At 43.2% G+C, this 17,234-nt stretch carries 19 protein-coding genes and 1 pseudogene; 10 read left to right on the top strand and 10 right to left on the bottom strand.

Annotation, left to right across the window (positions count from 1 at the left end; translation table 11 throughout):
* Window positions 1–6 precede the first annotated feature (6 nt).
* The 6 genes from AC3CH3_RS07800 (at window position 7) to AC3CH3_RS07775 (ending at window position 6,618) form a co-directional block, all read left to right on the top strand.
* Entirely contained in the window at window positions 7–792 is a 786-nt protein-coding gene (locus AC3CH3_RS07800; protein WP_488538131.1) for an acyltransferase, read from the top strand.
* Complete coding sequence (locus tag AC3CH3_RS07795; RefSeq protein ID WP_488538130.1) at window positions 785–1,903, top strand: glycosyltransferase; 1,119 nt, start codon at window positions 785–787, stop codon at window positions 1,901–1,903. Before AC3CH3_RS07800 ends, AC3CH3_RS07795 begins: the two co-directional genes overlap by 8 nt.
* Window positions 1,900–3,324, top strand: coding sequence for a GumC family protein (locus tag AC3CH3_RS07790; protein ID WP_019823118.1), 1,425 nt, complete (start codon window positions 1,900–1,902; stop codon window positions 3,322–3,324). The genes AC3CH3_RS07795 and AC3CH3_RS07790 overlap by 4 nt, the downstream gene beginning before the upstream one ends.
* 340 nt (window positions 3,325–3,664) lie before the next feature.
* A complete protein-coding gene (locus tag AC3CH3_RS07785) occupies window positions 3,665–4,765 on the top strand; it encodes a glycosyltransferase (RefSeq protein WP_488538129.1) in 1,101 nt (366 codons plus the stop codon).
* A complete protein-coding gene (locus AC3CH3_RS07780) occupies window positions 4,762–5,949 on the top strand; it encodes a glycosyltransferase family 2 protein (protein WP_488538128.1) in 1,188 nt (395 codons plus the stop codon). The genes AC3CH3_RS07785 and AC3CH3_RS07780 overlap by 4 nt, the downstream gene beginning before the upstream one ends.
* Window positions 5,950–5,958: 9 nt before the next feature.
* On the top strand, window positions 5,959–6,618 hold the full coding sequence (locus tag AC3CH3_RS07775; protein ID WP_017063903.1) for a sugar transferase: 660 nt from the start codon (window positions 5,959–5,961) through the stop codon (window positions 6,616–6,618).
* A gap of 241 nt (window positions 6,619–6,859) precedes the next feature.
* Here the strand turns inward: AC3CH3_RS07775 and AC3CH3_RS07770 are convergent, their stop codons facing one another.
* From AC3CH3_RS07770 to AC3CH3_RS07735, 8 genes are all read right to left on the bottom strand, one after another.
* Window positions 6,860–7,375: a GNAT family N-acetyltransferase gene (locus AC3CH3_RS07770; RefSeq protein ID WP_488538127.1), complete on the bottom strand. Its 516-nt coding sequence runs from the start codon at window positions 7,373–7,375 to the stop codon at window positions 6,860–6,862.
* Between the two features lie 78 nt (window positions 7,376–7,453).
* Window positions 7,454–7,735, bottom strand: coding sequence for a hypothetical protein (locus AC3CH3_RS07765; protein ID WP_019823127.1), 282 nt, complete (start codon window positions 7,733–7,735; stop codon window positions 7,454–7,456).
* Between the two features lie 194 nt (window positions 7,736–7,929).
* Window positions 7,930–8,334 (bottom strand): DUF1801 domain-containing protein, encoded by a 405-nt coding sequence (locus tag AC3CH3_RS07760; RefSeq protein WP_488538126.1) that lies wholly within the window; start codon window positions 8,332–8,334, stop codon window positions 7,930–7,932.
* Window positions 8,335–8,404: 70 nt separating this feature from the next.
* Entirely contained in the window at window positions 8,405–8,884 is a 480-nt protein-coding gene (locus AC3CH3_RS07755; protein WP_488538125.1) for a P-loop nucleotide/nucleoside kinase family protein, read from the bottom strand.
* A 112-nt stretch (window positions 8,885–8,996) separates the two neighbouring features.
* Window positions 8,997–9,542 carry a GNAT family N-acetyltransferase gene (locus AC3CH3_RS07750; protein ID WP_488538124.1) on the bottom strand — a complete coding sequence of 182 codons (546 nt, stop codon included), beginning with the start codon at window positions 9,540–9,542 and terminating at the stop codon, window positions 8,997–8,999.
* Complete coding sequence (locus tag AC3CH3_RS07745; protein WP_488538123.1) at window positions 9,539–9,736, bottom strand: hypothetical protein; 198 nt, start codon at window positions 9,734–9,736, stop codon at window positions 9,539–9,541. Before AC3CH3_RS07745 ends, AC3CH3_RS07750 begins: the two co-directional genes overlap by 4 nt.
* Before the next feature lie 105 nt (window positions 9,737–9,841).
* Window positions 9,842–10,174, bottom strand: a complete 333-nt coding sequence (locus AC3CH3_RS07740; RefSeq protein WP_488538122.1) for a GNAT family N-acetyltransferase — start codon at window positions 10,172–10,174, stop codon at window positions 9,842–9,844.
* A gap of 72 nt (window positions 10,175–10,246) precedes the next feature.
* Window positions 10,247–11,167, bottom strand: coding sequence for an IS5 family transposase (locus AC3CH3_RS07735; protein WP_488538121.1), 921 nt, complete (start codon window positions 11,165–11,167; stop codon window positions 10,247–10,249).
* Window positions 11,168–11,813: 646 nt separating this feature from the next.
* Between AC3CH3_RS07735 and AC3CH3_RS07730 the strand changes: the two genes are divergently transcribed.
* The 3 genes and pseudogenes from AC3CH3_RS07730 (at window position 11,814) to AC3CH3_RS07720 (ending at window position 14,045) form a co-directional block, all read left to right on the top strand.
* On the top strand, window positions 11,814–12,356 hold the full coding sequence (locus AC3CH3_RS07730) for a porin family protein (RefSeq protein WP_488538120.1): 543 nt from the start codon (window positions 11,814–11,816) through the stop codon (window positions 12,354–12,356).
* 18 nt (window positions 12,357–12,374) lie between these two features.
* Window positions 12,375–12,662: pseudogene (locus AC3CH3_RS07725) on the top strand (transposase); the annotation flags it as partial.
* Between the two features lie 360 nt (window positions 12,663–13,022).
* The gene (locus AC3CH3_RS07720; protein ID WP_488538119.1) at window positions 13,023–14,045 is read left to right on the top strand and encodes an IS110 family RNA-guided transposase; all 1,023 of its coding nucleotides are present in this window, start codon (window positions 13,023–13,025) and stop codon (window positions 14,043–14,045) included.
* A 334-nt stretch (window positions 14,046–14,379) separates the two neighbouring features.
* On the opposite strand, the gene AC3CH3_RS07715 is transcribed toward AC3CH3_RS07720, so the two are convergent.
* Window positions 14,380–14,856: a hypothetical protein gene (locus AC3CH3_RS07715; protein WP_488538118.1), complete on the bottom strand. Its 477-nt coding sequence runs from the start codon at window positions 14,854–14,856 to the stop codon at window positions 14,380–14,382.
* Between the two features lie 111 nt (window positions 14,857–14,967).
* On the opposite strand from AC3CH3_RS07715, the gene AC3CH3_RS07710 reads away from it, so the two are divergent.
* Complete coding sequence (locus AC3CH3_RS07710) at window positions 14,968–16,122, top strand: IS110 family RNA-guided transposase (RefSeq protein WP_102461521.1); 1,155 nt, start codon at window positions 14,968–14,970, stop codon at window positions 16,120–16,122.
* A gap of 434 nt (window positions 16,123–16,556) precedes the next feature.
* Here AC3CH3_RS07710 and AC3CH3_RS07705 read toward each other — a convergent pair whose 3' ends face one another.
* Window positions 16,557–17,189 (bottom strand): RipA family octameric membrane protein, encoded by a 633-nt coding sequence (locus AC3CH3_RS07705; protein ID WP_488538117.1) that lies wholly within the window; start codon window positions 17,187–17,189, stop codon window positions 16,557–16,559.
* Window positions 17,190–17,234: the final 45 nt, after the last annotated feature.

Raw genomic sequence — 17,234 nt, 5'->3', positions numbered from 1 at the left:
TTCATTATGACGTCAGTATCTATACATCAATTCAAACATTGGCTTAAGTTTCATCCTAATTCTCGAATTAGAAATGTGTTTTTCATTTTGAAAAACATCAGAAGCGCAGAGCTGCCTACCCCTCAAATACTTAATCGTTGTCTATATCAAGCGCACAAGCTAGTGGTGAATTTGGTTTCTGGCTTTACGCGATTCTTCTACTGGACTCCGGCTTTCAAAGGTCGTGTGGCTCAATGTGGCAAACGCCTGTATTTGTATGGTGGTCTACCTTTCGTCAGCGGTCCGGTACAAATTTCGATTGGCGATAACTGCCGTATGTCTGGCCACACGACTTTCTCTGGTTGTACTCAGCCACTTGAAGGCTTGGAACACCCACTATTGTCGATTGGTAACAACGTCGACATCGGTTGGCAGTCGACTATCGCTGTTGGAGGTAAAGTGGTTATCTCTGACAACGTACGAATCGCAGGCGGCGCTTTCCTATTTGGATACTCTGGACACCCGCTTGATGCAAAACGCCGAGCGCTAGGTGAAGGTGACGACCCTCAGCAAATCGGCGACATCATTCTTGAACCCGATGTTTGGCTGGGCACTAATGTGACGGTTAAAGGTGGCGTAACCATCGGCGAAGGTGCCGTAATAGCCGCAGGCAGCGTAGTAACAAAGAACATCCCGGCCTTTGCAATCGCAGGCGGTAACCCAGCTCGAGTTGTCGGTCACATTAAACCCGTTGAAGTGACAGAATCCGATATGTTCGATTCGTTAGAGACTCATGGAGGTGACCATGCGTGATTTAATCGTATTTGGTGAAGACTTTGGTGGCCTACCTTCATCGACTCAACATTTAGTTCGTCACCTGGCTAAGCAACACAAAGTCTTATGGGTCAACTCAATTGGCCTAAGACAACCGAAGCTGTCCGCCAAAGATGTAAACCGAGCGTTCAACAAGTTGTTTGGTAAAACCAAGGCCGTTACTCAAAACATGCTCGACTCTGAGGGACACGACAACATTACTATCGTTAACTTAAAGACAATCCCTGCGCCTGCTTCTAAATTTTCTAGAAAGTTGGCTCAGCAAATGATGTTGCACCAACTAAAACCAGTGATTGCAGAGCTTAATCTTAACGCGCCTATCCTATGGACTTCTCTTCCGACTGCTGTTGATCTGTGCGGACACTTAGGCGAGTCATCTGTGGTTTATTACTGCGGCGATGATTTTAGCGCGCTGGCTGGTGTTGATCATGACACCGTTGCACAGCACGAATCAGAGTTAATCGATAAAGCGACGCTTATATTCGCGGCTAGCAAAAAATTGATGGATAAATTTCCAAAACATAAAGCGCACTTGCTACCACACGGCGTCGACGTAGACCTATTTTCAACACCCGCACCCAGAGCGAATGATTTACCAAGCAACCACCGCCCTATTGCTGGTTTTTATGGCAGCCTTTCTAAATGGCTGGATTATGAAATGATTGGTCAAGTTGCGAATGCGATACCGGAATGGGACTTTGTTTTCATTGGCCCAAACGAGCTTGATACGCTCATGCTGCCTAAGTTGAGTAACGTACATTACCTTGGCCCTCGTCCACACCACACGCTGCCAAGCTATTCTCAACACTGGGATGTGAGCTTGCTGCCGTTTGTTGATAACGAGCAGATCCGAGCTTGTAGCCCACTCAAACTAATGGAATACCTTGCGGCGGGCACACCCATTATCACAACACCGTTCCCTGCTTTGGTTCCATATCAAGAGCACGTAACGACTGTTGGTAGTGCGAACCAAATGATTTGGGCGCTTGATCATGCACGCCAACTGAACGATTCACCTATCTCTGTCGTCGAACAAGACAGCTGGCAAAACCGTGGTAACTTCGTACATTGGATGTTGGAGCTATTATGAATAATCTGAAATTGCGGTTATTAGTTATCATCAATGCGATGTGGCGCCAACGCTACGTTATCGTTCTTCCAATGCTTATTTTGCCCTTTGTAGGCTTTGGTGTGAGCAAGTTAGCTCCTACTAAATATGACGCGCATACCAGTATGTTGATTCAAGAAACGGCCAAGATGAATCCATTCTTGGAAGACATCGCCGTTTCGACCATGCTCAAAGACCGACTTAATGCATTGAGAACACTGCTTCACAGTCGACATGTGCTTTACTCGGTCGCTGATGAACTGCAATTAACCACGCCAGATATGCCTGAAATTGAGAAACAAGAGATCATTACAGACCTGTCTCAGCGTTTATCGGTGACTCAGCTTGGGAAAGACTTTCTAAAGATCAGTTTAACGTCCAACACTCCAACTGGAATGGAAGCGACGCTGCGCTCGGTGAGTGAACATTTCATTGAACAGTTGCTCGCGCCGGAACGCTCATCGATTGAAGACTCAAGTAACTTCTTAAAAATTCATATCGACAAACGTCGTATTGAACTTGAAACAGCAGAAGAAGCATTGGCCTTGTACATGAACGAACACGTGCAATCGACGCCAGAAGTACAAAGCCAAAGCTTAAACCGCTTAGCTTCACTCAAACAAACACTGGCGGAAAAAGAGGCAGAGTTATCGGGTGTCGAAAAAAGTTTAGGGTCAATCGACCAACAACTTTCACGAACCAACCCTGTGATCGGTAAATTAGAAGACCAGATCATCGACATTCGAAGTGACCTAACCTTGTTACAAGCAAAATACACGGACAAACACAGTGCTGTGCAAGCTAAAGTGCGTGAGTTAGACAGACTAGAGAATGAACGTAAGAGTTTGCTCGAGGTAACCCAGCCAACGATGAACAGCGACCAGCTTTGGGACATCGCAAGTAGTACGACACTGAACAAACTTTCTGATACCCAACCTCTTCTGGTCACTCAATTACATAGCCTACAGCTGGTTCGTGCTCGCTTTGAGTCTTTAACCGAAGAGACCAAAAGCCTTCGTACTATGATTTTCGAATTAGAACACAAGGCGAATAACTTCGGCGAAAATGCAAAAGAGATGTACCGCCTTAAACGTCAAGTTGAAATCAAACGTCAACTATATGATGAACTGACAGAGCGTTATGAAATGGCTCAGCTAACGGGTTCGCTTGGTGTATTCGAGCAAAACAAACGTGTGAAGATTATTGATTTGCCTTTCACACCGAGTATCAAATCTAACATGCCGACTTTTGTCTTTATTCTGGCTGGATTTGTCGCAGGCATCGGATTGGGCATTGGTCTGGCGATATTGTTTGAGTTGTTCGATTCTACAATCAAACGTAAAACCGAAATCGAAGATATTTTAGGTGTCCCAGTAATAACGGTAATTCCTAAAATGAGCTAGTCAGCTTTAAAATCAAACCTTATCTGAGGTTTACTTCCTTACAGCAAACGCCAACACTCGCTTGGCGTTTTGCTTGTCTACCCCCCAAACTCTTAAATCCAATTCCTATTTTCCCTAAGCCCTATGATCCGAATAGCCATTCAATCGCATTTTGTTTTGATTCCCATTTTGAGAAATTGAGTACTCTACAAAATAAAACACAATAAGCCATTGAATATATTCATTTATTTAGTTGGCACGACTTCTGCAATCTCCTTGTGTAGTTAAACGTTTTAAAGAATTTATTTCTATAGAAACGTCAGAAAGGCGAAACAAGAATTACAAAGGCAGGGTCTAAATTATGAATACGCATTTAACGAAGCATGGCAAAAAGATCATACACGTTGTTCAACACCTTGCACCGGGTGGATTAGAAACCCTAACTCTGGATTTGCTGCGCCTTGCTAAACCAACAGACCAAGTGTTGATTGTCAGTTTAGAAGGTACAAAACAGGAGTCTATAAACAACTGGCCGAAGCTAGAGCCATACAAAGAGCAAATCGTCTTTTTGGATAAAGCAGAAGGCGTACAATTCAACATCATTATTAAGCTAATTAAAGCCTTCAATGCGATTCGCCCTGATGTTGTTCATACCCATCATATAGGCCCATTGTTATACGCTGGTTATGCCGCTCGCGTAACAGGGGTTCCAACTCGAATCCATACCGAACATGACGCTTGGCATCTGAACAACAACAAACGTCGTCGATTACAAGCGCTTGCTTTAAAAGCTGCTCAACCAACGTTAGTTGCCGACGCGACACGTGTTTATAACCAACTACGCACTGCTTTTTCTTATGAGAACATCATTACCATCAAAAATGGCGTCGATTGTGAGAAGTTTAAGCCAATGTCGAAAGACCAAGCGAGAGCAATCCTAAACCTGCCGACAGACAAACACATCATCGGTTGTGCAGGTCGACTAGAACATGTCAAAGGCCAAGACCAACTTATTAAAGCACTGACTCTTTTACCTGAAAACATGGTTGTCGTATTGGCTGGCGTCGGTACTAAACGCAATCAACTAGAGCAACTTACTAGCCGCTTGAATCTGAGTGACCGAGTCATCTTTCTTGGCTTAGTTGAAGATATGACCGCGTTTTACGGAGCGTTGGATACCTTCTGCCTACCTTCACGCCACGAAGGTCTGCCGCTTTCTACACTCGAAGCTCAAGCATGCAATATTCCCACCGTCGCAATGGATGTTGGTGCCGTCGATGAAACCTTGTGCCCTATAAGCGGAACACTCGTTAAAAAAGGCAGTATCACGGGATTAGCCAATGCTTTATTAGAGATTCAAAATGAACGCTTTTTGTCACCTCGTCGTTACGTGCTCGACAACTTCGACATCATCAAAATGGTTTCGTCTTACAACGATATATCAGAAGGAGCTTACGCATGATTGATTGGTTTCTAGCGGGACTTTGTTTGTTTTCAGGTGCGTTGATTGTCTATCATCACGCAGCCTACCCTTTGTTACTGCGTTGGTATGCGAAAAGCCACCCCGCACGCAAAGTTGAAGAGAGTCATCGTTGTTACAAAGAGGAACAGCAAGATTGTACGTTACCGACTATCACCGTTCTTGTTCCTGCATTTAACGAAGAACAGTGGATCGCAGACAAGATTCGCAACCTTGCGTCACTCGATTACCCCAAAAAGAAGCTGCAAGTCATTATCGCTTGCGATGGTTGTACCGACAACACAGTCACAATTGCTCAAATGACCATCCAAGAAGCGATGTGTAGTGATGTTCATTTTGAGATCCATGACCATCAATTAAACCGAGGTAAAGTCGCGGTTATTAATGAAGAAGTGACACGTATAACCACTGACATCACAGCGATGAGTGATGTCTCTGCCCTCATTTCATTGGATGCTTTGCTTATAGCCGCAGCTCACTTTGAAAGTGATAAGGTTGGCGTAGTGAACGCGACCTACCAGCTTTGCCCAACAGGCAACGAAGGCGAAAACACCTATTGGCATTACCAAACCGCCGTTAAAGAGTCAGAGGCTTCATTAGGTTCTAGCTTGGGTTCTCATGGCGCTTTTTACTTGTTTAGAACACACCTGTTTGAACTGCTTCCACTCAACACTATTAATGATGATTTCATATTACCGATGCGAATCGTTAAACAAGGTTACATCGCAGAATACGAAACCCAAATGGTGGCATTAGAGCTAGAGGAATCGAACCTAGAAACGGACTTCAAAAGAAGACTACGTATTTCAGCGGGCAACATGCAACAAGCGATTAGATTATTTGGTTTGTTTAGCCCGAAGTTCAAAGGCATCGCGTTTGCGTTCTTTTCAGGAAAAGGACTTCGCCTACTCACTCCATATCTAATGATTGTGTGCTTAGTGTGCTCAATATTACTTAGCAACTACATGGTATTTGGAGCGCTGTTATGGGCTCAAGTTGCCGTTTATACCATTGGCGTCCTTGGCTGCATCTTGCCAAAGCGTCTAGTAAACAAACCTATTTCATTAATCTCTTATTTGATAGTTGGACATTATGCCAACTTCATTGGTGGTATTCGTTACCTAATCGGACTAGAAAACTCACCTTGGACACGAGCGAATCATTAAGGACTTATTATGATGAACATTGAACAGCTATCTACCCAAAACCTATACCAATACAAAATCTCACGTGCTAAACGTACTTTCGATTTTGTAAGCTCACTGATTGCTTTGATTTTGCTAGCGCCCGTATTTCCGTTGATTGCGATGGCGATTGCACTCACTTCTCGTGGTCCTATTTTCTACCGCCAACTGCGCGTTGGTAAATCGACGCCAGAGAAAATGGAAATCTTTGAAATCATGAAATTCCGTAGCATGTACGAAGATGCAGAAACTCGCTCTGGTGCAGTTTGGGCTACCGCGAATGACCCACGAATCACGCCCGTTGGCCGCTTTTTGAGAAAGACACGTCTTGATGAACTGCCACAACTGATCAATGTACTGAAAGGTGAAATGTCTCTAATTGGCCCACGCCCTGAACGCCCTACTTTTTACACCAAGCTAGAGAACGAAATCCCTTACTTTGCTGACCGTACATACGGTGTAATGCCTGGTATTACAGGGCTTGCACAAGTGAATCAAGGTTACGATACCTGTATTGATGATGTACGTCGTAAAGTGGGTTTTGACCACAGTTACGCACTAAGCCTATGTTCTGTTAAGTCTTGGATTGCCGCTGATCTGAGCATCATTTCAAAAACCATCATCGTAATGGTAGATGGTCGAGGTCGCTAAACCAGGATAGTCCAATGTGGATACAAAGCCTGTTTTCTATAAAGCCTTAGGGGGCGCTAATGAAACACAGAGTGCCGAATTAGCCCACGTTAACTAGACTCGCTGCTCTCGGTTCTCAGTTGAATGGTGTAATAAGGTTTCTTCCCTATCAATTGACGTAAACATTGGCAATGAATGTAAAACACAGATATGGCTTGAGTTAGGGATTAGAAATTAAGCACTGAGAGCTCAGAGTTAAGAGTTAAGAGTTAAGACGATAAAGCTTATATTCATAGAAAACCACGGGACTTTCATCAGAGGCTTGCTCAACAAAACCTAGCTTCTTAAGTAAGTGTGCAGAGGCGATGTTTGAACGATCGACACCGCCAATCAGTGTGGACCATGACTCCGTTTTAGCGACTTCCTTGATAAAACTCTTCAGTAGCTCACTCGCGAAACCCTTGCCCCAGAACTCTTCTGCAAGCAAGTAACCAATATGAGCATCACTTTCCTCTTCCACATAAGCGAACAGAAAACCAATCAATTGATTATCGTTGGATTTCACTTGAAGTAAGCGGCTCTCCGACAACATTCGGTCGAGCCAAATTTCAGCCAGTTCACGTGACACAATACCGTGAAAGTATGGTGGAAGGTTTTCAACAACTGATGGGGTTAGAATGCCAGGTACTCGCTCAAGCAGAACCGAACGTTCAGGAACAGTAAGCTCACCTGCAACTTCTTCTACTTTTAGTCTTTGAGTTTCAAACGAGATCGCCATGCGTCCTGCCTAATTCGATAAAAATGTGGATTATACACCTGAGTTCTCGTGTTGGTTTCGTTTCCCGGCCAAAGCAAACTAAAGAACAGTTACGCCTTCAACCTCAATCACTGAGTTAACATTAGCGCGCTCGATTATCTTGAGTAGCGTCGTTTGGATTAACTCATTATCTCGGATTTCGGTTTCACAAGAAAAACGTTCTTCTTGGACACCATCGCCCTCACCCAGCATAAATTGAACTGAGACTGACGTTGCGAGATCTTTGGTCGTTCCGTAGTACGCTAACGTGATTTTTGGGTATCCGTTGTCGCCTTTTTTAACCTGCTTTGCGATGCGTTTTTTAGCTTTATCTAAATTCATACAACTTCCTTTTTAGTCTGAAATACAAGGTGACTAGAACACCTTTTTAAACGGTAAGCAATACAATCAACGTTGGTTATCGAGTTTCCCTAGCCTCTTGATACTAATCAAGATGGTACAGTCTTAACGCTTTAAAGAGTGATAGCTAGAACACAGATAACCAGTTTAAGAAATATAATGACAGCGCGTAAGAGTTACGCGCCAAGAAGCGGCAGGTGTTTTCGTTGTTGATAAGTTAAGGCTAACTCTAAGCACTGCTTGATTGGTGCTTTGGGAAGTGGTTCTGTTAGGTTCAAGACGATTGCCCGATTACCTTGAAATGCCAATGTGCTGTCGTGCAATTCTCTGAATGTGTCGATTAGCTTTGTTTGACAGTTAAAGAACAAGTAATAGTTGTTTGGCGTTTTCAATTTCCAGTCGATTCGAATTGGGCTACCCGCCTTAACGCTGTAACTCGGTTCGCCCCATTTCAGAGACTCTTCGACTTCACCTAAACCCAAATCAGATGAAAGCTCAAAGATTAATGAACGCAGCTCTTCAAGCCGAGCTCGAACATCATTGGGATACTCATCGAAATGTGTTTTGATTGCCTTGTCCATTGAACCTCCGATTCACTTGTTGCGGTACTAAGGAGCTGCTAACTCAAATTAGGTTTGGCTACATAACTTGTTAAGCGTCTTGTTTAACCCAAACAACATTTTCATTTGAAGTTGGAACCTCAAACCAAGACCAAAACAGATCTAACATTTCCGGTGTCATTTCATAAGATTTGCCATTCAGTTCCGAGTTACGACTGAATGCCCTCTCCTTACAAGTCTCAAGCGGAACACCAAGGTAGTGAACTTCGCTGTCCACACCTAGGTTTGATGCCCAGCTTGTAAAAGAATCCCGATCAGACTTACGCCAAAAACCGAAGTCAAAAACTACCGGAACATCCAAGGAAAACAGCTGCATTGCAGAGTCCTTGAATAACCCTTGAAGCGTAGCCAGTCGGCGATCAAAAACTTCACGCTCCATATGCTCGCCATACAAAGGAATCATCCACTCATCGATTGAGAAACGAAAGGCGCCATGTTTTTCTGCAAGCGCTTTAGAATAAGTCGTCTTACCCGAACCAATAAAGCCACATACGAAATAGATTTTTGTCATGATTCCTCTTTTGCTTCTAGGTAGAGTTGCCGTGTAAAAGCGCTGACACCAAGCTTAAGCACTAACATAAGCTTAGGATGCCAAGCGTCAAAATTCATTCTTCAAAGCGTTCTTACCCGGAACTTCTCGTGCATAGTGTCATCATTGTTTCAGACACAGACTGTCCTTCTATAAGATAACAACCTGGGACTTCTCCAATCATTTCGAAACCACACTTCAAATACAAATTTTTTGCAGGAAGATTATTCGAGAGAACATTGAGATCTAACCAATCGATACTTGGGCTCTCGTTACAAAACTCAGTCACGCACTTAATCAGCTCTACACCTAACCCCTGCTTTCTTAAGCTCGAATCAACACCCATGCCGAGAAGCACTCGATGAAACTTATACTCTTCACTGTAATGACGTAAGTCTATATGACCAAACACTCGTTCATTAGAGTCTTTTATTACCCAGAGCTTTCTCCAGCCATGTTCGCCAAGGCTTACCTCAAAACCATTTCGAAACTTATCTTTAAATTGTTCTGAAACTACACAATTCTCTTTAGAGAGCGGTTGGAAAAGTGGAGAATCATCATCCGCATTTTCAAGAAGCTGCGCTTCTACATACTCGAAGAAAGACTCTAGATCAGACCGACTTGCTTCCACTATTCTCACGCAGACTCCTTTTTACGCATGATTATTTCTTTTAGAACGGTACCAATACTGCTAACTACAAACGTAAAAGCAGACACCACAATTGACCCATAAAAATCAAACGTACCGTCTGTCATAAAAAAGTACTGATAGATCGCAAAGCCAGATCCAATACTTACAGCTAACTGCATATTTCTGAATATTAGTTGTTTCATGTTTATTTCCTCGCAGCAAACAACCGAGTAAGTAACGCGACCCTCTACCCAAACTAAAAACACTTAAACTGAAATCAAGCGTTGAGCACCATTTTAATTGCTTCGTTATGTTAGTACTCTCGACATAATGACAATATCTATTAATTCATCTTCGACGAGTACAGCTTTACGCTTTGTACCTTCGATTTCAAAACCAAATGATTTGTACAACGCCAGTGCCGCTTTGTTGTTAGCGTGAACTTCTAGTTCAAGGCGAGCTAAATCGAGTTCATTCTCACAATAAGATAACAAGTGCCCCATTAAGAAACGACCAACACCTTTACCTCGTGACGCTTTGGCAACAACAATACCAAAAGACGCTGAATGCTTGAGCCTTGGTTTTTCAGTCGTGATAATAGCCAAGTGCCCAAACACTTCTCTACCGGTTTCAACAGCCACGAAATTGTGCTGGCTACCGGCTTTGTTGCGTAATTAAATTTATAGATAGAGCTACCCCATTTCGTGTGTTTCTTAGTCAATACGACAAGTTTCAGGCATACCTAACCCAGTAAGCTTGTTCAACGCTTTTATCATCGCGTAAGTCTCACCCACCTGCGCATTGTAATGTCTTAAGCTCAATCGTCCTCCTAGTAACTGTTTTACTCGATACATCGCTGTTTCTGATAGTGAACGTCTGTGGTACCCATACCGCTCTTTCCAATACTTATTTGAGCCGTATAACTTCTGGCAACCCACGGCGAGGTTTCGAGGATGACCACGCTCCCAGAAGGCTGCCCCTTCTCTTGGGGGAATAAGCGCAATGGCTCCCTTAATCTTAATAGCAGCATGACACAATCTCGTGTCGTAAGCTCCATCACCAGACACCTCAAGGATACTTCGGCGTGTTTGTTTCAGTAAGTTCGGGAGGACTTCTCCATCTGTAACCGTCGATAAACTTAGCTCGGCTGCGATAATTTCATGAGTGCTTGTATCAACGGCAATATGCAGCTTTCGCCAAACTCTACGCTTGCCATCTGTCCCGTGTTTTTTGACTTTCCATTCACCTTCGCCATAAACCTTTAGGCCAGTTGCATCAATGGCCAGGTGCTGTATTGCTCCTCTCGCTTTAGTCTTAAATGAGACCTCAACTTGCTTTGCTCTACGACTGATGCAGGTGTAATGCGGACAACTTAATGGAACATGGGCAAGCCTAAATATTGAGTCGATAAACCCTTGCAGAGCTCTCAGTGGCATAGAAAAAACTCGTTTCACCATGAGCGCTGTCGTGATAGCTAAATCGCTGAACCGACGTGGCCTCCCGCGCTTACTCTGTTTGCTTTGCGCCCACCCGTTTATTGCCTCTTCATCAATCCAAAAGGTCAGAGAGCCACGGTTAATAAGTGATTGGTTGTATTTCTTCCAGTTGGTTGTTTTGTAACGAGGTTTAGGCATAGAGCTACGAGAAGGAGTGAACGTAGCTGATCAGATCGTAGGCTCTTGATTTAGTTCCATTGAATTACGCAACAAAGCCCTGGCTACCATTGAACATTAAGTCGAATTCTTCCCGTTTTATATCGGGTGAATAGCGATTGTTGTTAACTACTTCCTTCTCAATATAAATATCATATAAGGCTGATAAATCAGCTGGACTCATTGCTCTAACTTTCATAAACCACCAGAAATTATAAACAGAATAAACGCCCTACCAGATAACGAACAACGTTACCAACGCACTAAAACTTATCGCCAAAATCAAACTTACCACCAAAACCAAATAACCTAAACCAAGTTAGAAGTGATAAACGTTGTCAGTTTGTTTAAGTTGATTGTGATGTAGAGGCTATCCACCAATTTTTTGACATGTTGAAACCTGCAACCTCAAAGCCAATATCTTGATACAACTTCAGCGCACGTTCATTGTTACAAGTAATCACAGGCGCTTGTTACATATGATGTCATTACACGAATGCTAATTACTTTTTGGAATAACCTCTATTCCAAAATACTAATTCCAAATTCAATTTCAATTTGACAACATCAAGCTATAGAAAAGTTAAAGGAGTAACTCTAAAGAATATCTACCGTTAATTGAGGCAATATGAAATCTAACACCGTTATACCAATGCTATTCTCAACATTAATTTTCCCTCTATCAGCGCAAGCTGAAAGCGAACAGTTTTCAGGTCATCGAATTGGCGCAGGTCTTGCGAACACAGTCGAAGTATACAATGGTAGCACTTACCACGGCGACTCAGGCTTACACTTAGAATACGGCTATGACTTTAATCGCATCGTAGGCTTGCAAGTTGATCGAAATGTATCAGGTTCTAATCTTGGCTATGGATTCAATGTCGACACTGCAACTTGGAAAGTGGGAGCTGACATTGGCTATGCTTTTAACTTTTCGCGTTGGGATTTGAAACCCTATGGTGCTATTGGACTTCAAAGCTCTAATATTGATTACTCTTACGGAAATCAAAGCCAAGATACAAGTAGCACCTCTCTCTACATAGGTCTGGGTGTCCGAGCACATTTAGATTCAGGGGTATATTTTGATATCAAAACAACCGGGTTTCAAGTTGATAGCCCATACGACACTGATATAGGTCAAGCATCATTGACGGTTGGCTATAAATTTTAGTAGTTAAACCCGCGACTCTCGGCTTGGCCAGGTTTAGTCGCGAAACAATACTCTACTGGAGGAAAACCTCGGTTAGGTCCAATAGCCAAACACGGTGATAAATATTTGCGAACACTATTAGTTCACGGCGCAAGGACCGTGATTGCCAACCTTGACGACAAACAAGATAAACTAAGTCAGTGGTGCAGAGGCGTTCTGGAACGAAGAGGAATGAACCGAGCAATAGTGGCACTTGCCGCGAAGAACGCACGAATTATATGGTCGCTTTTACACAATCAAACAGAATATGAAAACTATGCTGCTTAAGTAAAAACCGAAGCAGCATAAAGAGTTAAACCCACCGGGTCATTGCAGACGCTAATGATGGAGATAGGTTAAGACCACTTGCGGAGAGCCTGTTAATGCGGCGGACACACTAGATGTCATCTAACGAATAAGGCACCGCAGTCGCGCAAGTCATCAGGGCCACAACGTATGCGAATCGTCGATAAGTAGGCCGAATGTAGAGCGGCAGTCCAAAACCCATCAACATAAGTTTAGCGGATGTTTGACAACCGGGGGAATCCATGTAGCCCTGTTAAGGTGATGAGATGGTCTCCCCCTACCACTTCACATGACTGTAAGCCATGCTTGGAGTGTTCAGGTCCGAAGTAAAAGGAGAAGACCATGACTCAGCATAAAATCATCGGCATCGATTTAGCAAAAAATATCTTCTTTCTTTTTGAAATCAATCATAAAGGAAAGAACCTTTCTCGTAAAAAACTTCAACGAAGTAAGCTACTTAGCTACATCGCCAATAAAGAGCCTTGTACCATTGCTATGGAAGCATGCTCTGGTGCCCATTATTGGGCTCGTGAATTCTCTCAGTTCGATCACGAAGTCATACTCTACGCACCCCAACATGTGAAAACTCAAAGGCGTAAACAGAAAAACGACTATAACGATGCTGAAGCCATTGCCGAAGTCGCGCTCTATAAAAGACCTCACCCTGTGCCTCATAAATCCGTCGAGCAACAAGACATCCAATCTCTTATTCGAATGAGACGTCTGCTCGTCACTGAAAGAACTCGTATCGTTAATCAAGTGCGTGGCCTTATCTCTGAATACGGCATCATTATGCCCAAAGGAGCCGCTGCCTTCAGAAAGGCCATACCCGAAATACTCGAGAACGATGAAAACCAACTGTCTTGTATATTAAGAGAGCTGCTATCCCATCAGTACGAACGATATTTATACATCGACGAACAAGTAAAATGGTTCGACGATAAACTTAACCAAACCATCAAGCAGTTCGAAAACGCAAAGCGACTCATGTCTATTCCAGGCTTTGGGCCACTCACTAGCCAAGCAGTTGCGGTATGGCTTGGCTCCGGACAACAGTTCAAAACCGGTAGAGATGCCTCCGCCGCAATGGGCCTTGTGCCGAAGCAAGATACCAGCGGTGACAAAGTCATTCTTCTTGGGATAACCAAAAGAGGCAACACGTATATCCGCTCCCTACTCGTTCATGGAGCAAGAGCAGCGTTGAGGCGCGCCAAATTTAAATCCGATAATCTCAGTAAGTGGATGCTTGAACTCCAAGAACGACGAGGACCAAACAGAGCCGCTGTCGCTTTAGCAAACAAACTCATGCGCATAGCATGGGCCGTTATAACTAAAAATGAAGAGTATCGACCAACACAAAGCTAATGATGATCACCAACCCTTTGCAAAGTACGTAGTAAGATGAATAACAGGATAAATCCTACACGTTGAAAACCTTATACTCACACTGTCTTATAAAGTCGATAAGGTGATTAGGACTTCGTGTTCGACTTCCTCATCTTGGTCAAGGCAATAGCCGTTAAACAGGCCGTATATATGGAAGTTAACCTGCGCTTTTAATCATACTGCAGACTTGCAAAACTGGGGGAGACCATATATGTGAGCAACGCAATACCGGCGCTTCCGCATACTACCTTAAACACTAAACGCAACGCATAGTAAAAATGCCACGCGTTGCGAATCACTCTTAAACAGTTTGTTAGGATGAAAGCTCAGAGTAAAGTGATCGAATATGTGGATATACTTGTTTTTTATGCTCTTGTAATTCTTCAGCTAGAGCAAAGAGCTTACTTTCTTTACACTCATCGCTACGTAGTTCCTTATACATACATTCTAACACTTTAACAATTGATGCAAACTCACAGACTAACTCATCTTTTCCTAGCATATTAGAAAAAGCACAGCCTATGTTTGCAGCCTCAGTTGATTTTATTAAGCATTCTCTTGATTTATCAACTTCACTATTATGAAAATGAAAGGCTGTGTGAGCGTTTAAAATATCAATTTCTTCTAATTTCACAGAAAGCTCTTTTAGTATTTCTAATCTGTTATCAATTCCTTTAATCTTTATATCATGTTTATTTTTTGTCCTAGTCAGCAACCATGAAAATCCACCACCTATGGTTGCACCTAATCCTATTTTTATTGCTGAGTCTAATACTTCTATAAACGTCATATTCATCCTAGACATAATGACCCCCACGAGGTGCTAGCCTCCAATTTCGTGGGTTAGCGTAAAGCCAGAGCCATAATTAGTGTGTTCAAACAACTAAATTTGGAGGCTAGCATGAATAACGATAGCATAATTTTCATTGGCTTAGATACGCATAAGTCATTTATCCAAGTCGCCGTCTTGCAAGAGCAACGCGGGGCTACACCTGAACATTTGGGACGGATAAAGTCTAACAAGTCCGCCCTCATTAAACTCACACAACAACTGCAATCTAAATATCCAAAAGCCACCCTCCATTTTGTCTACGAGGCTGGGCCATGTGGATACTGGACATACCGATTGCTCACCAGCCTTGGCCACTGCTGCTGTGTCATCGCTCCTTCCCTTATTCCAAAGAAATCAGGGGATAGAGTCAAAACAGATAAGAGGGATGCTGCAAAACTTGCCAAGCTTTTTAAGGCTGAAGAGCTTACGCCTATTTATGTGCCTGAATCTGAAGACGAGGCGATAAGAGATTTATCAAGGGCTCGAGAAACCGCGATGAAAGATCTTAAAGATGCAAAATTCCAACTCAAAGGCTTTCTTCTACGTAATAATGTACAAGCGACGGTGAATGATAACTGGTCTAAAAAGCATCTACGGTGGCTAACCGACCTCATTCTTCCCCATCACAGCCAACAGATTGTATTGCAAGAAATGATCATCACCATCAGTGAGCGGATGCAAAGATTACAACGGTTAGATAACGAGTTATTACACCAAGTCAAAAACTGGCGTTACTACCCTGTTGTCAAAGCCATTCAAGCTATGCGGGGGGTGCGACTCCTTGTTGCTCTCGGCACCATTGCCGAGCTCGGCGACCTACGTCGCTTCGACCATCCCAGAAAACTTATGGCTTATGTTGGCCTCGTACCGACTGAAAGCTCCAGTGGCGGTAAAACGAAGCGAGGGAGCCTCACCAAATGCGGAAACAGTCGAGCACGACGGTTGCTTATTGAGGGCGCACATACTTATAAGCACAAAGCTAATATCTCCGTCGAACTGCAACTGCGACAAGAAGGACTGCCCAAAGAAATTGTCGATATTGCTTGGCATGCTCAGCAACGATTATGTCGCCGCTATCAACGATTACTACAAAAAGGCAAACATCGAAACGTTGTCGTCGCCGCTATCGCAAGAGAAATGATCGCGTATATCTGGGCTATCGCAAGAGAGGTGGTCGTTAGCGCAGTCGAACCAAAAACACGGATTGCAAGGCTGCCTGTATGAGAAAAGAATTAGTGTTAACGCATTGGATAGAGCATCGGGTGTGGCACAAACACCGACGGCGTTAGGATGGCAATAAAGCTCGCGCTTTATTGAACCACGAGCATAGACTGAAGACAGGTGCCACGACGAAATAAGTAAGGTAGGCGCTGCTCATCTCGCGATGAGTAATCCACGTATATCAGCATGAGAACCGACGAAATTACTTGCTTCATCTATGCGTTAACACTATCTCAAAATAAACAAAAGGCTCTGAAATGTGGGAGCAGAAACTTCTACGTTTTAATTGACAGTGGGGGTCATATCAACGCCCTGTTAAGGTGTGAGCAACGCAATACCGATGTTGCCGCATACCACCGTAAACACCAAACGCAACGCATAGTAAAAATGCCACGCGTTGCGAATCACTCTTAAACAGTTTGTTAAATTACAATGCCTTAGAAGCCAATTATATCAAAAGAAAAACCTGTCACCTGAATATCGATGACTGCTGTGATCATCACTAGCCAAACAATTGCTAATGTAAGACCGACATAAATCGGAATTCGACTGACTGAAAATTGCTTCATTATCAACCAAGAAGAAATAGACAAAAAACCAGATTTATGACCACTAAGTCTACTTGATACTATTTTTCTATATGTATCTCTATCATCGTGAAATAGTGCAAGTAAGTAACCACGCTTCGCCTCTGGTCCGCACAATCGGAGAAGTAGCTTTTTCTCAACTTCTTTCAGAGCTTCTTCCCAATACTCTTGCCAAAATTTGGCACCACTTGCCATACCAACTTGAAACAAAGATACAGCTAAGCCAACCAAACAGACCAAGAAACTAACCAAGGGCTTAGTATGGGCAGATTGCATTACGCCAGCAAACAATACACCTTGAAAGATCATAAAAAAGTTGTTTCTTTGCACCAATTGAGTGATCTCAAAATCTCTGGTAGCAAGCGCTATCTTGAAGAGGCTTTTTAAAGCTTCTATATCATTCTCTTTTCTTATAGCAGGAAGAATTTCATTAGTATCATGATCAATTTCTACACTATCTTCTCTATCTAACGTTTTACCCAATTTTTCCTCCTGTAATTTAACGCCGTGTTAAGCAGTGAGCAACGC

Source organism: Vibrio sp. QJM3NY_35, from assembly GCF_057785915.1.
The sequence above is the reverse complement of the archived record's forward strand: the minus strand, read 5'-3'. Positions and strand labels throughout refer to the sequence as shown.